The 16,781-nt window shown below is 57.6% G+C and carries 16 protein-coding genes; 6 read left to right on the forward strand and 10 right to left on the reverse strand.

Annotated elements, in window-relative coordinates:
• Positions 1-25 precede the first annotated feature (25 nt).
• The 6 genes from BUE18_RS10740 to BUE18_RS10765 form a co-directional block, all read right to left on the reverse strand.
• Positions 26-676, reverse strand: coding sequence for a methylenetetrahydrofolate reductase C-terminal domain-containing protein (locus BUE18_RS10740; protein ID WP_073475573.1), 651 nt, complete (start codon positions 674-676; stop codon positions 26-28).
• The gene (locus tag BUE18_RS10745; RefSeq protein ID WP_073475574.1) at positions 673-3,807 is read right to left on the reverse strand and encodes an FAD-dependent oxidoreductase; all 3,135 of its coding nucleotides are present in this window, start codon (positions 3,805-3,807) and stop codon (positions 673-675) included. Before BUE18_RS10745 ends, BUE18_RS10740 begins: the two co-directional genes overlap by 4 nt.
• Positions 3,807-4,292, reverse strand: coding sequence for an NADH-quinone oxidoreductase subunit NuoE (nuoE, locus tag BUE18_RS10750; protein WP_073475575.1), 486 nt, complete (start codon positions 4,290-4,292; stop codon positions 3,807-3,809). The genes BUE18_RS10745 and nuoE overlap by 1 nt, the downstream gene beginning before the upstream one ends.
• Positions 4,282-6,918 carry a molybdopterin-dependent oxidoreductase gene (locus BUE18_RS10755; RefSeq protein ID WP_073475576.1) on the reverse strand — a complete coding sequence of 879 codons (2,637 nt, stop codon included), beginning with the start codon at positions 6,916-6,918 and terminating at the stop codon, positions 4,282-4,284. Before BUE18_RS10755 ends, nuoE begins: the two co-directional genes overlap by 11 nt.
• A gap of 96 nt (positions 6,919-7,014) precedes the next feature.
• Positions 7,015-7,890: a methylenetetrahydrofolate reductase gene (locus BUE18_RS10760; RefSeq protein WP_073475594.1), complete on the reverse strand. Its 876-nt coding sequence runs from the start codon at positions 7,888-7,890 to the stop codon at positions 7,015-7,017.
• Between the two features lie 77 nt (positions 7,891-7,967).
• A complete protein-coding gene (locus tag BUE18_RS10765) occupies positions 7,968-8,543 on the reverse strand; it encodes a response regulator (RefSeq protein WP_073475577.1) in 576 nt (191 codons plus the stop codon).
• Between the two features lie 396 nt (positions 8,544-8,939).
• On the opposite strand from BUE18_RS10765, the gene BUE18_RS10770 reads away from it, so the two are divergent.
• A complete protein-coding gene (locus tag BUE18_RS10770; protein WP_073475578.1) occupies positions 8,940-9,878 on the forward strand; it encodes a sensor domain-containing diguanylate cyclase in 939 nt (312 codons plus the stop codon).
• 75 nt (positions 9,879-9,953) lie between these two features.
• Here the strand turns inward: BUE18_RS10770 and BUE18_RS10775 are convergent, their stop codons facing one another.
• From BUE18_RS10775 to BUE18_RS10785, 3 genes are all read right to left on the reverse strand, one after another.
• Entirely contained in the window at positions 9,954-10,151 is a 198-nt protein-coding gene (locus BUE18_RS10775; RefSeq protein ID WP_073475579.1) for a hypothetical protein, read from the reverse strand.
• Between the two features lie 85 nt (positions 10,152-10,236).
• Positions 10,237-11,424: a geranylgeranyl reductase family protein gene (locus tag BUE18_RS10780; RefSeq protein ID WP_073475580.1), complete on the reverse strand. Its 1,188-nt coding sequence runs from the start codon at positions 11,422-11,424 to the stop codon at positions 10,237-10,239.
• 33 nt (positions 11,425-11,457) lie between these two features.
• Positions 11,458-12,468: an Lcl C-terminal domain-containing protein gene (locus tag BUE18_RS10785; RefSeq protein WP_073475581.1), complete on the reverse strand. Its 1,011-nt coding sequence runs from the start codon at positions 12,466-12,468 to the stop codon at positions 11,458-11,460.
• Positions 12,469-12,753: 285 nt separating this feature from the next.
• Here BUE18_RS10785 and BUE18_RS10790 point away from each other — a divergent pair, with 285 nt between their 5' ends.
• Positions 12,754-13,515, forward strand: a complete 762-nt coding sequence (locus tag BUE18_RS10790) for an enoyl-CoA hydratase/isomerase family protein (protein ID WP_083610935.1) — start codon at positions 12,754-12,756, stop codon at positions 13,513-13,515.
• A gap of 3 nt (positions 13,516-13,518) precedes the next feature.
• On the opposite strand, the gene BUE18_RS10795 is transcribed toward BUE18_RS10790, so the two are convergent.
• Positions 13,519-14,169 (reverse strand): LOG family protein, encoded by a 651-nt coding sequence (locus BUE18_RS10795; protein ID WP_073475583.1) that lies wholly within the window; start codon positions 14,167-14,169, stop codon positions 13,519-13,521.
• Between the two features lie 179 nt (positions 14,170-14,348).
• Between BUE18_RS10795 and rplM the strand changes: the two genes are divergently transcribed.
• The 4 genes from rplM to BUE18_RS10815 form a co-directional block, all read left to right on the forward strand.
• Positions 14,349-14,786, forward strand: a complete 438-nt coding sequence (gene rplM / locus BUE18_RS10800; protein ID WP_073475584.1) for a 50S ribosomal protein L13 — start codon at positions 14,349-14,351, stop codon at positions 14,784-14,786.
• 14 nt (positions 14,787-14,800) lie between these two features.
• Positions 14,801-15,196, forward strand: coding sequence for a 30S ribosomal protein S9 (gene rpsI / locus BUE18_RS10805; RefSeq protein WP_073475585.1), 396 nt, complete (start codon positions 14,801-14,803; stop codon positions 15,194-15,196).
• Between the two features lie 118 nt (positions 15,197-15,314).
• Positions 15,315-16,367, forward strand: coding sequence for an N-acetyl-gamma-glutamyl-phosphate reductase (gene argC / locus BUE18_RS10810; RefSeq protein WP_073475595.1), 1,053 nt, complete (start codon positions 15,315-15,317; stop codon positions 16,365-16,367).
• 185 nt (positions 16,368-16,552) lie between these two features.
• On the forward strand, positions 16,553-16,781 hold a 229-nt coding region (locus BUE18_RS10815; protein ID WP_139264682.1), incomplete at its 3' end, for a transposase family protein.

Consider the following 16,781-nt stretch of genomic DNA (forward strand, 5'->3'; position numbering starts at 1 on the left):
TTGAAAAATCAAAGGACTGCCTGCCTTATCCTTCCAGCAGAATTTTGCCCGGAGACGGTTCGCCCTGGTGATTCCGGGGGGGCTGGAACCGTTTCATCAGGTCCAACTGCCCGATTTCGGCCAGGCGGTTGTAGATCAATGTCCAGGCGCAATCCTTGTTTTTGTCGATTTCGCATTTGCCGTTGTTGGTGCCGCCGCACGGCCCGTTGATCAGCCCTTTATGGCAGGCCGTAACCGGACAGATGCCGCCGGTTTCGCCCAGCACGCAGGTTCCGCACTGGGTGCACACTTCGTTGAACTGGCCCACGCCCGTTTCCTTGCCGATGAACAGGGTGTCCAGGGCCGGGATCACCATTTTTTGCAACTGGCTGGCGATGTTCTGGACGCCGAAAGCGCAGGACATGATAACCAGGGCGCTGGCCTGGTTGATCTGGCCGGAAAAAGCCCGGAGGCCCTCGTGGGTGAGATTATCGCAGGCCACGGGCAGGACCGTGGATCCGGTCACCAGCTTTCCTTTGGAAGCCAGATACTCCTGCATGGCCTGCACCTGCTCGGCGCCGCCCGTGTTGGTGAGGGTGGTGCAGGTTCCGCATCCGAAAATGAACACCCTGTTCTGGTGTTCCAGCAGCCTGTCCAGTTCCTCGTCGGGTTTTCTTCGCGTAATGGAACGGATCATGAGGCTTCCTCCTCTCTTTCAAGGTCGCACCTAAGGCAGCGAACGGCTTCCCGCAACGCCTGCTCTTTTGTGAATCCCTTTTCGATTTCCCTGAAATCATGCGCCCTTTCCTGCGTATCCTCCAAGGCGACTTTGACCCGGGGCGCCTCCTTGCCGCCTTCTTCGTCCTCCAGGGCAAGGCCTGCGTCCTGAATTAATCGGGTCTTCCGGTCCGGAGTGTGCACCCGGCCCGAGTCGCCGGAAAGGTATTTGTCTATGGCTATGGCGGCCCTGCGGCCCGAGGAAATGGCCCGAATCACAAAGGTGGGGCCGGTGGTGAAGTCTCCGCCCGCAAAGATGCCGGGAATGTTGGTGGCCAGGCGATTTTCGTCCACGGCCAGGGTTCCCCACAAGGCCCTTTCCAGTTGCTCGTCCTGGGAAAGAAAGGACATGTCCGCCGCCTGGCCGATGGAGATGATGACGTTTTCCGCCTCCACCATGCGAATCGTGGAGTCGTCGCAGGTGGGGTTGAACTTTCCATCCTCGTCAAAAACCGAATCGCACCGCGAGAATTCCACGCCCTGCACTTTTCCTTCCTCGCTGACTATCAGGCGCGGGCTCCAACTGGGATTGATCACAATCCCTTCCTCCATGGCCTCGTCCACCTCCTTGTCCCAGGCGGGCATCTGGTCAAAGGATTCCAGACAGAACACCTGCACGTCGGAGGCTCCCACCCTGAGCGCGGTGCGGGCCACGTCAATGGCCACGTTGCCGCCGCCGATCACCACCGCCCTGCCGGACAAGGACACAGGGTTTTCCCCTTTGACCTGGGTCAGGAACTGCAGCCCGTAGAACAGGCCTTCCAGGCCTTCCTCCTCGCCGGGAATGCCGATGGTTTTGCTGGCCTGGGCGCCCGCCGCAATGAACACGGCCTTGTAGCCCGAGGCCATGAGGTCGTTGACCGTATGATTGGCGTCGATGGGCGAGTCGTATTGAATTTCAACGCCTTTGTTCCGGATGTATTGGATTTCCTGTTCGATAACGTGCCTTGGCAGGCGGAACTCCGGCACGGTGATGCCAAGCATGCCGCCGCCTTTGGACGCGGCCTCGAACACCGTGGTTTTGTATCCCATTTCCGCCAGGAAATACGCGCAAGTCAGGCCGGCCGGTCCGGCCCCGACCACCGCCACTTTTTCCTTCCGGGTGACCGGAAAGGGCTCAGCTTCCACGCCCATGTTGTCAAAATACCAGTCCGTGGCGAATCGTTTTAAGAGCCGGATGGCCACAGGCTCGTCCAGTTCGCCCCGGCGGCATTTGAACTCGCAGGGATGGATGCAAATGCGGCCGCACACGGCCGGGAAGGGGTTGCGTTCCCGGATGATGTCCACGGCGTCCTGGAACCTGCCCCGGGCGATGGCCGCCACGTAGTTGGGCACGTCAATGCCCGCCGGGCATGCGTGCTGGCAGGCGGAGATCACCATGGATTTGCAGACCGCGCCTGCGCACCGGTTTTCCAGGATGTGGTCTTCGTATTCCTTGAGAAAATATTGGAGCGTGGATATGGCGGGCTTGGCGCAGTTCTGGCCCAGGCCGCACAGGGATGCCTCGGTCATGGTCCTGCCGATCTCCTTGATGGTTTCAATGTCCTCCAGCCTGCCCCGGCCGGCAGTAATGCGGGTGAGGATCTCCAAAAGCTGGGTGGTTCCCAGGCGGCAGGGGGAGCATTTGCCGCAGGATTCGGACTGGGTGAAGGCCAGGAAGAACCGGGCGATTTCCACCATGCAGTTGTTCTCGTCCATGACCACCATGCCGCCGGAGCCCATGATGGCGCCGATTTTCTGCAGGGTGTCGTAGTCGATGGAAAGGTTCAAAAACTGCGCCGGAACGCAGCCGCCGGACGGGCCGCCCATTTGCACGGCCTTGAACTTCCGGCCTTTGGGAATGCCGCCGCCGATGTCAAACACCACCTCGCGGATGCTGGTTCCTATGGGCACTTCCACAAGGCCCGTGTTGTTCACCTTGCCCGCCAGGGAGAAAATTTTGGTGCCCTTGCTGTTTTCCGTGCCCACCTGGGCGTACCAGCCCGCCCCGTTTTTCAAAATCAGGGGCACGTTGGCGAAGGTTTCCACATTGTTGATGTTGGACGGCTTTCCGTCCACGCCGGACTGGGCGGGGAAGGGCGGCCTGGCCCGGGGCATGCCCCGTTTTCCTTCGATGGAGGCCATTAGCGCGGTTTCCTCGCCGCAGACAAAGGCGCCCGCTCCCATCTTTAGGGAAAGGTCGAAGGAAAAGCCGGTTCCCAGGATGTTTTCTCCCAAAAGGCCAAGCTCTCCCGCCTGGGCGATGGCGCAATTCAAATGCTCCACGGCGATGGGATATTCCTCCCGAACATAAATGAAACCGAACCGCGCGCCCATGGCGTATGCGCCGATGATCATGCCTTCGATCACCGAATGGGGATCGCCTTCCAGAATGGCCCGGTCCATGAAAGCGCCGGGATCGCCTTCGTCCGCGTTGCAAATGATGTACTTGGGATTGGCGGAAGACTGGCGGGCGAACTTCCATTTCAGCCCGGCGGGAAATCCGGCGCCGCCCCGGCCGCGCAGTTTGGCGTCAATAACCTCCTGGGCGACCTGTTCGGGCGCCATGCCGGAAAGCACCCGAACCAATGCCTGATACCCCCCGGCCGCAATATAATGCTCGATGCTGGTGGGGTCGATCCTGCCGCACAAGGCCAGAACCCGGCGCTCCTGCTTCTTGTAAAAGGGTATCTGGTCCCGGTAGTAAATGGGCTTGTTGGTTTTGGGCTCCTTGTAAGCCAGACGGTCGATAAGCCGGTTTTGCTTGATAGTTAGGCCGATGATCTCCGCCGCGTCTTCGGGGCCGACTTCCTGGTATTGGACTCCCAGGGGATCCAGGGCGATGACCGGCGCCCGGGCGCAAAAGCCGTGGCAGCCGGTGGAGCGCACCTCCACTTCCTTTTCCATGCCCTGGCGCTTGACCTCGTCCTGGAGCGACTGGAGAACCTCGGCGGCCCCGTACGCCCGGCATCCGGTCATGCAAACATGGATGACGTTCCGGGCCTGGCTTAGGGCGGCCTGCGTCTTGTTTCGGAGCCATTCCATCTGCCCGATGGAAGTGAGTTTATTCATTACCCATCCCCCTCGGTTTTTTCGTATTGTCCGATAACGTTATTGACCTTGTCCGGGGACAGCTTGCCAAAATAGGTCCGGTTGACCATCATGGCAGGCGCCACAAAACAGGCCCCCAGGCATGCCACGGTTTCCAGGCTGAACTGAAAATCCTCGCTGGTTTCCCCTTCCTGCAAATGCAGGTGCTTTTTTACGCTGGACAAAATGCTTTGGCCGCCTTTGACGTGGCAGGCCGTGCCCCGGCACACCCTCAAGACATATTTGCCTTTGGGCTTGAGGCTGAAACCGGCGTAAAAGGTCACCACGCCCTGCACTTCGGAAGGCGGAATGTTCAAAGCCTCGGCGATCGGTTCAATGGATTCCGGAGGCACGTACCCGAATTCCTCCTGCACGGCCTGGAGCAGGGGGATCAGCCCCCATTTGACGTCTTTGTATTCTCCGATGATGCCTCGCAGCTTGACCATGTCGATTTCTTTAGGTTTCATTGCTTTTCTCCACATTCACCGGAAAGGATTTACACCCGGAATAAACCGCGCCGGGCGTCCGGGAAATATCCAATAAACCCGCCAGGGAATGGCCGGCCACGCCGGCCGGCGTTCGCAGGAGGCCTTCGGGAAATCCGAAAACCAGTTTGGCGGTTCCTATCATGCTTCCCGTTTGCGAGACCACCCTGACGGCGTCCCCCTCTTCTATGCCCAGGCTCGCTGCGTCGGTGGGGGACATTTCAATGGAGGCCCGGCCGTCCCAGGCAATGATCCGGGAGGATTGGGCGGTTCGCGTGCCGGAACCCAGGTGCAGCCGCACTGAACCTGTTATGGCGGTAAAATCAAAGCCCGCCGGCGGCTTTTCGCCGTCCCAGCACACGGGGGTGGTGAAGGCCATGGGTTGATCCTCCTGGATAGCGTCTTTCACCCACGAAACCGGGGAGGCAAGATATTGCTCCCCGTAGGATGGAATCAACCGGGCGATTTCCTTTTGGATGTCCCTGACCTCCGAATACCGGGCGTCCATGCCCAGCTTTTGGGCGAGCATGGCCAGGATTTCCCAATCCGGCCGGGCGGCGCCGGGCAGAGGCAGGGCGGGGTCGAAGGATTGGACGCGGCCTTCCATGTTGGTGAAGGAGCCTGCCTTTTCGGCGAAGACCGCGCCCGGGAGAATCATGTCGGCCAATTGGGCGGTTTCGGTCATGAGGATGTCCTGAACCGCCAGAAAATCCACCTTTTCCAACGCCGCCTTTACAAAGCCGGGATCAGGAAGGCTGCGCGCCGGATTTTCCCCCATGATATACAGGGCCTTTAAATTGCCCTTGTCAGCCTCGCGGATCATTTGCACCAGGGAGAGCCCGGGATCCGGCGACATTTTGGATCCCCAGGCGCTTGCCCAGGTTTTGCGGGCTTTTTCGTCAGAGAGGGAAGAACGGCCTGGTAGGCCGTCCGGCGCACAGCCCATGTCGAGCGCGCCTAATTGGTTGTTTTCGCGATGTAAAATATATATTCCGGAGGCGCCGTTTTCCAGGCTCCCGGTAATCAAGGCCAGGTTGACGACGGCGTCCAGGGTTTCCTGTCCTTTAGGCTGCTGGAGCACTCCCTGGCCGATGACAAAGGCGATTTTTTTACCGGCTATCATTTCGGCGGCCTGCTCCAGTCTATCCAGCTTCAGTCCGGTGGTTTTCGAGGCTCTTTCAAAGCTGATGGAGCTGAGCCCGGTCCTGAAAAAGGAAAAGCCCGTCGTGTTCTCGGCGGTGTAGGATGCGTCGTAAGCCTTTTTTTCCAATAACAGGGCTGAGATGGCGTTGACCATATCCAAGTCCCTGCCGGGAGCGACGGCGAGGCGCAGGCCGGCGAACCGGTTGAGGTCCGTCGGCAATGGATCTGCGACTATGAGCGGGGTTCCGTTTTGCGCCGCCCTTTTGATGTGGTATCCGGCCACGGGGACGGAGTTCCCCGGGTTGGCGCCAATCACAAAGATCGCTTCGGCCTGTTCCAGGCCTTTTAAGGGGCGGGCGCGGAATCGGCCTCCAAGCCTTTTGTCTAATTGAGCCGCCAGGGGAAGGCCGAAAAGATGGCCGCCGTTGTCGATGTTGTTGGTTTCCAATAGGGACCGGGCGATTTTCTGGAACAGGTAGTTTTCCTCGTTGGTGCATTTGGAGGAACCCATAAAACCGATGGTCCGGGGGCCGTGCTCCTTTTTAACGGACAGGAGCTTTTGACTTAGAATTTCAAGGGCTTCCGTCCAGGAGATTTCCGTCCATTCCCCGTCCTTTTTGACCATGGGCGAGGTCAGGCGATGTTCGGATTTTAAAAAGTCATGGGCGAAGTGGCCTCGCACGCACAAAGTCACTCCGTTGACCGTGTCCGTTCTGGGGGACGGCGTTACTTCCACGACCTGGCCGTCCGTGACGCCCAGGCTGACGGCGCAGCCTGCGGCGCAGAATCCGCAGACGGATTCATGCTCCTTTTGGGGCGCACCCACATAGCGGACGTTTTTCATGGTCAAAGCGCCGGTGGGGCAGAGGGAAACGCAGGTTCCGCAAAAGGTGCATTCGGATTTTTCCAGGGGCTGTTCGAACAGGGTCGACGGGCGGGCGTCGAAGCCCCGGTGGTTGTAATCGATGGCGCCTGCGGCGACCAGTTCGTGGTCGGCCCGGATGCACTTGCCGCACAGAATGCATTTGGTCAGGTCTCTTATAATGAACGGATTGGCCTGCTCGATGCCCTGGTAGTTGTGCATGGGGTAAAGCCCGGTCTGGCCTACGCCCAGTTGGGCGGCGATTTTGCGAAGATCGCAGTGATTGCCCTTGGAGCAAACCAGGCAGGACTCGGGATGCTCGGCCATGATCAGCCGGATGATGTTCCGGCGATGCCGCACGACCCGTTCCGAGTGGGTTTGGATTTCCATGTCCTGGGCAACGGGCGTAACGCAGGAGGCGAAAATCCGTCCGCTTTTGGCGTCCTCCACGATGCAGAGCCTGCACGCCCCAAACGGCTTGAGCTGGGGATGATGGCATAAGGTGGGGATGTCTATGCCCTGGGCGGTGCAGACGTCCAGGAGGGAGGTTCCCGCGGAGCATCGCACGGTTTTCCCGTTGACGGCGAGTGTGACGTTTCTCAAGACTCACTCCTTTCCATGACCGGAGGCCTCTACGGCCGCCGCCTGAAGGATCAGGAAACATGATGCGGAAGCGTGAGTGTTATTTGCAGAACCCGCCTAACGCAGTTTGGCGGCGTCCAGGTAATGCTTGAGTTTGTCGGTTCCGCCGATGCTGATGATGTGCACACCGTCGCACAGGTCTTTGAGGCCCTTGGCCAGATCGGCGAAAAGTTCTATGCTTGCTTTTTGCTTGTCCGGGGCTTGGGCCAGTTTTTTGATGACCCAATCCGGCACCAGGCCTGAACGAATATGGCGGTTGAGGAAGCGGGCCATGCCCGCGGTGCGCAGAATCATGAGTTCGGCGATGACCGGCACGCCGAAGGTCTTGGCCTGTTTGAGGAATTTTTCGAAGAGATCCAGGTCGAATACGGGAGTCGTTAGAAAGTATCCGGCGCCCACGCCCGTCATTTGCTCCATTTCCTTGAGTTCAAGCTCCGGAACGTTCCTGCCCCAGCCCGACTCCACGCCTGAGCCCAGCAGAAAATCCGCCTGCTTGTCCAGGGGCTTGCCTTCCACGCTGTGGCCTTGCCGCATGGATTTGAGCACGGAGTCCAGCTTGCCCGCATCCACGTGGAAGAACATCATTTCCTGAAGGCTGTCTCCGGTAATGCGGTAATCCTCCGTGAAGACCAGGAGGTTTTCCACTCCGGCGTCGTGGGCGGTGAGGAGATCCTTTTGGAGTTGGATGCGGTTTTTATCCCGGGTCGTGGTCTGATAAATGGCGTCAAAGCGGTTTTCGTTCAGGATTTCGCAGGTTTTGACCGTGTCGCCCACAATGCCCTGAATGTCGGATTCCGCAATGGAAACCCCGTCCACCCGGCCTCGAATCTGCTTGAGGTTGTTCAGCAGCTCCTGGGGATTTTCGTCAAACGGGGCCTGAACTTCCGAGGTGACCACAAAGAGTTTTTTGTCCAATGCTTCCTTGAGTTTCATGCCTGCCTCCTTCCGGCCTTGGGGGCGGCCGAAGTTCGCTCCGGCGTCCGGTTTTTCCGGCAACCGCCGGCGGCGGATTATTCCTCAAGCCCGAGCAGGCGGGCCACCTCCCCCTTAAGCTGGGCCAGGGGCAAGGGTTTGGAAAAGCAGACGTCCGCGCCGTACTCCTTCATCTTGGCGAATTTCTCCTCGTCCAGATACGCGGACAGAACAATGATCTTGGTGTCTTTGGTTTCCTCGCCGGTCTTGATTTTCCGGCAGACTTCGTAGCCCTTGATGTCGGGCATCATGATGTCCAGAATGAGCAGATGGGGCTTGAAATGGTTGACCTGCAGCCCGGCCTCGAACCCGTCGGAAGCGGAGATGACCTCGTAGTCGTAGGCGTCCTCTTCCAGAGCCTGGACGATGGTCTCCACAATAATGGGATCGTCGTCCACCACCAGGATGCGCCTTTTGACGTCTTCGGGCTCGGTGTCGGGAATGGGGATGCCCTGCTTGCGCATGAAGGCTTCCAGGTCGTCCTTTTTGATGCGCCGGTGTCCGCCCACAGTTTTATACGCGGGGATGTGGCCGGATTCGATCCAGTTGATGATGGTTTTGGGGGAAACGTTGCAGATTTGGCTGGCTTTGAAAACCGTGAGTATGTCTTCCATGGTCGGCCTCCTTGTGGTAGTGCAGCCTCGTTGATTTACATTTATTATAGTTTTTTTATTTAAGTCAAGAAATTTTTTTAACCTTAAAAATAAAAATATCCGGGCAATGTATCCATAATTAGCATTAATTATGGATAATTATAAATATTTATACTTCAAAGAGATATAATTATAATACTATAAAAACTAAAATAACTATAATAACTATAATCTCCAATAACGCCCTCAGCCTAAAAATCCGCCCCTGGAAAAATCAGTCGTCCTAAGAAAGGGCGGCGGTTTTTCAGAATAAATTGAACAGTAGTTGAAATTAAGGGCGCCGCCCTTTCTTTTCCTTGTAAAACTCCGGCAAAAAGGGTAGGATGCTCCCAAACCTCTGGGGGGAGAGTCCTTTTCATGCACCTGTTCAAAAAAGCCGACCTGACCGACACCGTCGATTTCTACAAAAGCCTGCTGGATAAAATGCTGGAAGGGGTTTATTTCGTCACCCCCGACCGCGTCATCACCTACTGGAATTCCGGGGCGGAAAAATTGACTGGATACCGTTCCGAGGAAGTGACCGGCAAGACCTGCTCCGAAAACATCATCATGCACGTGGACCGCTGGGGGCATAACCTGTGCGGGACCGGATCGTGTCCCGCTCAAAAGACCATGCAGGACGGCAAGGCCAGGGAAGTGGCCGTGTCTTACCACCACAAGGACGGACACCTGGCGCCGGCCGTGGCCCGGTTCATTCCCTTCCGGGATCGGAGCGGGGCCATTGTGGGCGCCGTGGAAGTTTTTCACGACACCACCCCGCTCATGTGCGAGAAGGACAAGGCCGACAAACTGCGCCGCCTCTCCCTGGTGGACTCCCTGACCAACCTGGCCAACCGGAAAATGGCCGAAATCCGTCTGGCCGCCAAGTTGAATGAGTTTTCCCGCTATGGCTGGCCCTTCGGCATCCTGTTTTGCGACGTGGACGACCTGAAGCAGGTGAACACCCTGTACGGCAGGGGGGTGGGCGACCAGATGCTGAAAGCCATCGCCCGGACCCTGGAAGGCAATCTGCGCACCTCGGACTTCATCTCCCGGTGGGGGGACGACGAATTTCTCATCATCCTGGCTAACGTGGACAAGCAGACCCTGGCCCGGGTGGCCCAAAAAGTGGAAAGGCTGACCGCCAATACCAAGGTCCACCTGGATCCTTTGGACCGGGGCAAGGCCGTAAGCGTGACCAATTCCATCGGAGGCGTCATCGCCCAACCCAACGACACCGTGGAAACCCTTCTGGCCCGCGCCGACGAGCTCATGTACCGCAGCCGCCACGCCGGCGTTAACCAGGTTTCCGCCTGATCATCCAAATATTAGACGCATGGGCGCTGAAAAGGCCTTCAAAATCCCCTTGGCGGAAGCACGCCCGAGGCGGCCTTATCGGTCCGGATTTTCCGTGCCGCGACTCAAAATCTCAATGTAATCAGTGTGCCTGGATAAGCGGTTGCGTTTCTTTTTTGTGAGTTCTTTGACTATTCCAAGTTCTTCCAGCCGGCTGAATGCCTTGTTAAACGTTGCCGGAGCGATGCCGGTTTTCTCAACCAGCCAGCCCGAAGCAGCGACAGGGCGCTCCATTCACGCCTGGAGAATCTGCATGAGAGATTTTTCGGCCCCTTTGATACTGCCTTTGTTCCTCATTGTCAGATTAAAAATTTTTGGTTCAAAATACTCCGGCCGCGTGATCCTTTAGGGAGCAGTGGGATCTGGATCGATGGCTTTTCAGCCTGGGTTTTAAAAAGGAGTAGGGCAGTAAGAACGGAAACAAGGCGCCGATGGAAACCGAATTAAAGCCTTGCAGCAGGCCTTCGGCAGCCGGAGCGTAAACCCAGCGCTTGCCCAAAAGCCGCGCTCCCATCCTTGCGCCGAATGGCGTGTGGGCCAGGGGGCAGAACCACTCCGTGCCCTTGACGTTCACTCGCATGGGTAGGAGCGTCCGGTAAAACCGGCGGCGCACGGTTTTGTGGTCTCTGGACTTGATAACGGCGCGGGCCGCGATCCGGGCCGTGTATATGGCCTGATATATGCCCTCGCCCGTGAGGGGATCGGCAAAGCCGCCTGCGTCCCCCACCAGCAGGAGCGGCATTCCATTGGCCGGGCGGGTGTGCCCGCCCCAGGGAATCACTCCGCCTCGGGCCTGTCCGGGGGGAGAGGTCAATCCAAAGCGATCTTTGATGTAGGCGTCCAGGCCCTCCTTAATCTTTCCTCCGAAACTTTTACCGATGTCGTACACTCCGGCGTTGACTGTTCCAGGGCCGGTGGGAAAGACCCATCCGTAGCCGCCGGGGACGCATCCGCCGTCAAAGATGATCCGGTCTTGGTATTTTTCCGTTTCGATGCACCGGTATATGGCCGCCCGGGCGTAATAGGGCGTTTTGACGCCGAAGGACCTGCGCACCAGGCTGTTGGCGCCGTCCGCTCCGATGAGGATGCGGCAGGAAAAATCGCCGTTATCGGTCTTGATGAGAAATTTTCCCCGGGAATAGTCCAGCTTTTTCACCGTGGCGTGCTCAATGGGAACGCCTTCCTCCCGGGCCTGCAGGAACACGCTTTGGTCGATGACCTGCCGGTCCGCCACGCCCATGACCGGGATGTCGGCCTCAAACCGGTTGTAATGCCAGGGCGGCGTATTGTTCTCCATGATGTACAGGTTAACCAACGGCCCCAGGTTGATATTCAGCCTGGCGGCCAGCGTGGCCCCCCTGGGCGTGATTCCGCCGGCGCAAGTCTTGAAATTCGGGGTTTTCGACTTTTCCAACACCAGAACTTCCTCGCCCGCCCTGCGCAGAAAAATGGCCGCCGCCAAGCCGGCCATACCCCCCCCCGCCACGATCGTCCGGTACGTTCTCATGGATAGTTTCCCCTTAGCTTGCAGGTAGAAAAGTCAGGCCCTGACAGCCCACACATGGCAGGCTTTCTCCCCTTTGCTCCGGTGCGTGACGGCGCCGTCCCCGGTTTCCAGGACCCAGGCGCGGTCCGGAGCGTAGGCCACGGTGGAAGAGGACCAATAGTAATCTTTGATGTTGATGAACGGCCGTCCCTGAATGAGGGCCGGAGAGTGGCCGCCCATATCCGTGATGCTTTCCAACTCCCGCACGGTGGGCACGCGCCAATCTCCATGGCCGCCGACCTTGTTTTTGTTCAGGCCGGCCACGGCTTCAAAGGCCTGCTCCCAAGGAACCAGGCCGGGGGCGCAATTGGCGTTATGCGTCCAGGTAAGGCCGGTCAGCAGGTCCAAGACGGTCTGGCCTGACTGAGTGAATCTGGGGGACGGCCATGGCGCGCCCACCCTCAACTCTCCGTCCTGGCCGCAGTTTTCGCAATCGATCATGTGTCCGGCCGGACTGTAACACAGCCTTTGCCCGGTCCAGTGGAGCCGGATCTGGCCTTCCCGGCCTCCGCGCACCGGCCAGATCATGGCCATTTCATGTTTTGGGGCCGTCTTCATCCGTCCGCTGCCCATGTGCACTTTCCATGCTTCCACGGCGACCCGGGCCGCTGTGGTGGACGTCCAGTACCAACTGGAGGCCACATTGACGAATGGATGCTCGCGGGGCAGGGCGGGGTCGTTGCGTACATGACTGATCAGGCTGAACATCTCCCGCCGGTTGGGCAGCCGCCAGTCGGAGTAGCCGTAGGCGTTGATTTTGTTCATGCGCGCAACCAGATCGAATGCGTCCGCCCACATCATGGGAAACATGCTGACCGCCCCGTCCTGAGTCCACACAAGCCCGGTCAGGCCGTCATTTACCGTCTGGCCTTCCTCGGAAAACCGGGGAGACGGCCACGGCTGCCCGGCCCCGGCCGGGTCCTGCTCCCCCTGGCAAGGCGCGGGTTTGCCTTCGGCGTCGTAGCATTCAAACTGATCTGTCGGAAAAATTGGTCGTTTGGACATGATATATTATCGCCGTAATCAGCAAACTAGTCAAGCGGCATAACAACCAAGCCCTGGATGAATGAAGGCTGTAAGGATTTGCGGGCGCAATTACGCCTGCTGACAGAGGTCTTGTTCCTGTTGACACAAATGGATTTTTGATACTATCTTTTTGAAACTCAAAAAAGCGAATTCCGTTTATGGCCGGAACCTGGGGGGAGGCTGAAAACGGTCCGCCGCCTTCTTTTTCCGCCGCTTTCCATTTCAATGATACCACCCCCTTTTAAGTACAAAGGAGAGATGAGCATGGGCTTTGAAACCATCCAATACGAGCAAAAAGGACCCGTGGGCGTTCTGACCTTGAACCGTCCCAATTGCCTGAATGCAATCAATTATCCCATGCGGGACGAATTGGAGGAGTGCCTTGATCAAAGGATGCACGACGCGGAAACCCGGGTGTTGGTCGTCACCGGGGCGGGCCGGGGGTTTTCCGCCGGCCTGGACATCAAGGACTCCAACATCACCAATCCTGAATGGGGATTCACCCCGGCTTCCGCCTACTTGCGGCAAAAGAGCTTTTCCGACCTTATTCTGCAAATGCGACGCATCCCCCAGCCGTTGATCGCAGCGGTGAACGGCGCCGCGGCGGGCGCGGGATTTTCCATCACCCTGGCCTGCGACATCCGTTTGGCGTCCCCTCAGGCCAAGTTTTCGGCCGCCTACATCAACATAGGCGTGGGCGGGGCCGACATGGGATGCTCCTGGCTCTTCCCCCGCGCCGTGGGGAGCGGCAACGCCTCCAGGTACATGATGACCGGCGACCTGTTCGACGCCAACGAAGCCCTGCGCATGGGCCTGGTGCAGCAGATCGTGGACCCGGACAAGCTCATGGACGAAGCCATGGCCCTGGCCGGGAAAATGGCGGGCAAGTCGCCCCTGGGCCTTAAGCTCACCAAGGAGGCCATGGACCAGAACACCGGCAATGTCAGCCTGGAGCAGGCCATCAAGCTGGAAGATCGCAATCAGGCCATGTGCATCGCCCAGTTGGCCACGGGGAAGTTGGAGTGAATCTTAAACAATTATCCTGCGTTTGAACATGGCCACGATTTCTTCGGGGTCGTCCATGATGCGGATAATATCCAGGTCGCCTGGTGAGATAAGCGACCGGGATAAAAGTTGATCCTTGATCCAGTCCATGAGGCCGGTCCAGTAGTCGGAGCCCACCAGCACCACGGGGAAGGGTTTGATCCGATGGGTCTGGATGAGGGTGACGGCCTCGAAGAGTTCGTCCAGGGTGCCGAAGCCGCCGGGCATGCCCACGTATGCCAGGGCGTATTTGACGAACATGACCTTGCGGACGAAGAAATAGTTGAAATTCATCTGGATGTTTGCGTAGGGATTGGGTTTTTGCTCAAAGGGCAGTTCGATGTTCAGGCCTACGGATGTTCCGTTTTCGTCGGCCGCGCCCAGGTTGGCGGCTTCCATAATGCCGCCGCCTCCGCCGGTGATCACGGCGAAATTATTTTTTACGCACAGGGCCGCCAGTTTGCGGGCGACCTTATAATACTTGTCCGTAGGCTTGCTCCTGGCCGATCCGAAGATGCTGACGGCGGGCCCCACCTCGGACATTTGGTCTATTCCCTGCACGAATTCGCTCACTATGCGCAGCATGCGCCAGCTCTCGCTTTGGTCCAACTCGTCGATCACAAATTGTTTTTCCATGTTCTATTCCTTAAATTTTTATTGATTAACCCAGGTCATCATGGTACGTCCCGGCCCCGGGGCTATGTTTAGCACACTCGTCCCCGAGGTGCAAAACCTGAAAGGCCTCAAAAAAACGCTTGACACCGAGACCCGCATTCTTTATTTTATGCGGATTCTTTTATTTAAGGGGAATGACAGTGAAAAAATATACGTATTCAGCAAAAGCATCGGACAACAAAGGCAAATGGTACATCGTGGACGCGGAGGACCAGGTCCTGGGAAGACTGGCTTCTCAGATTGCGGCCCGCATCCGGGGGAAGCACAACCCCATGTACACTCCCCACACGGACACCGGGGATTGCATTGTTGTGGTTAACGCCGACAAAATTCGGCTCACAGGCAGGAAGCTCTCTCAGAAGATGTACTACCGTCACAGCGGATACATCGGAGGCCTCAAGGAAATCTCCGCCGCCAAGCTCTTGGAAAAACGGCCCGAGGACCTTATTCGCTTTGCCGTTAAAGGCATGCTTCCCAAGAACAGGCTGGGCAGGCAGTTGAACAAAAAGCTCAGGGTCTATGCCGGCCCCGACCATCCTCATGAAGCTCAACAGCCTGAGCCTTTAACGTTCGCGTAATCAGGAGTTAAGGAATGAACGAAGAAAATATCTTCTACGCCACGGGTAAGAGAAAATCCGCAATCGCCAGGGCATGGATCCGCCCCGGAAGCGGTAATATCACCGTTAACAACAAGCCCATTGACAAATACTTCACGGTGGAGTCCGCTATCAAGCGTACGCTTCAGGCCCTGACCCTGACCAATCTGCAGGATTCCGTGGACGTGAATGTGACCGTCAAAGGCGGCGGCTTTACCGGACAGGCCGGGGCCATCCGTCACGGCATTACCAAGGCTTTGCTTGAATACCAGCCCGATCTTCGCGGCGTTTTGAAAAAAGCCGGCTACATCACCCGCGACCCCAGGGTCAAAGAGCGGAAAAAGTACGGCCAAAAGGGCGCTCGCGCAAGGTTCCAGTTCTCCAAGCGTTAAAATTCGCTGGCGGCATTATTTCTTATTGTCGGAACCCGCAAATAAGTATGTATACGGGGAAAAGGCCAAGCCTTTTCCCCGTTTTCCGTCCCCCGGGATTTATTCGAGGCAAACTGGCATGACCCAAGGCAAGACAATTGCAGCGGCTGTGGTTGGCGCCACCGGTTACGCGGGCGCCGAATTGGTAAGAATCCTTTGGGACCATCCCCAGGTGGAATTAAAGGCCGTGACCTCCCGCCAATACGCCGGGCAGGCCATTGCGGATGTTTTTCCCGCCTTTCAGGGAGTCGTCCCCCTGGTTTGCGAAGAGTTCAACGCCCAATCCTTAGGCGAGCGGGTTGACGTAGTCTTTCTGGCTCTGCCCCATAAACTGCCCATGGCGATTGCGCCTCAGTTGGAGGGGACCAATACCCGGATTGTGGACCTTTCCGCCGACTTTCGGTTTAACAACCAGGCCGCCTACGAATCCGTGTACCAGCCCCACACCTCCCCCGAACTCATGAAAAAATCCGTGTACGGACTTTGCGAACTGTACCGGGAGGAGATCGCCCAGGCATCCATTATCGGCAATCCCGGGTGCTATCCCACGTGCTCCCTGCCGCCGCTGGCCCCGTTCATCCAGCAGGGCTTGATTTCCACCAAGGGGATTGTCATCGACGCCAAGTCAGGCGCGTCCGGCGCCGGCCGGGGGCTATCCCTCACCACCCAATATTGCGAGATGACCGAGGGCTTTTCCGCTTATAAGGCGGCCGCCCATAGGCATTGCCCGGAGATGGAGGAAATCCTTTCCAGGGAAGCCGGCCGGGATGTGAAAATCACCTTTGTGCCTCATCTGGTTCCCATGAGCCGGGGCATGCTGGCCACAAGCTATTCCATGTTGGAAAAGGATTTGGATACGCCTGCCGCGCTTGAAATCCTCAGGGATTTTTACAAGGACGCCGAGTTTGTGAAAGTCTGTGCGGACAATGCGCTTCCCAGGACTTCCCATGTACGGGGGACCAATTACCTCCATATGGCGGCCAGGGTGGACGAACACGCCAACCGGCTTATTCTGGTGTCCGTCATCGACAACCTGGTGAAAGGCGCTGCAGGACAGGCCGTGCAGAACATGAACATCATGTTCGGGCTGGCGGAAGGCGCAGGCCTCAAGGCGGTTCCTTATCCTGTTTAGGCTTTCAATCAGGCGGCAGGCGGCCAAGCCCCCAGGGCATACGCATGTAAAAAAAGACGGGCTTCAGGGCGCAGTATATGGTAGCACATCTATAATAACTTGAAATACTTATAAATATTTTTCAACTAGACTTTTTTAAAGCACTGGTGTAAGGTCTGTGGGCGACTTAAACAAAGGAGGCGCTCATGGAAGAACGCACCATAGACCAGTATTTCGAGACCGTGCAAGATCCCCGGCATCATAACGCGCTGCATAAACTAATAGACATCATCGTCATGGCCATATGCGCCGTGGTATCCGGGGCTGACACATACGAGCAAATTGAGAATTTCGGCAAAAAACGAAAGCGATGGCTGTCAAAATATTTGGAGTTGCCTCGCGGCATCCCGTCCCATGACACCATTGGACGGGTGT

This window comes from Desulfatibacillum alkenivorans DSM 16219 (assembly GCF_900142135.1).
Lineage (GTDB): Bacteria > Desulfobacterota > Desulfobacteria > Desulfobacterales > Desulfatibacillaceae > Desulfatibacillum > Desulfatibacillum alkenivorans.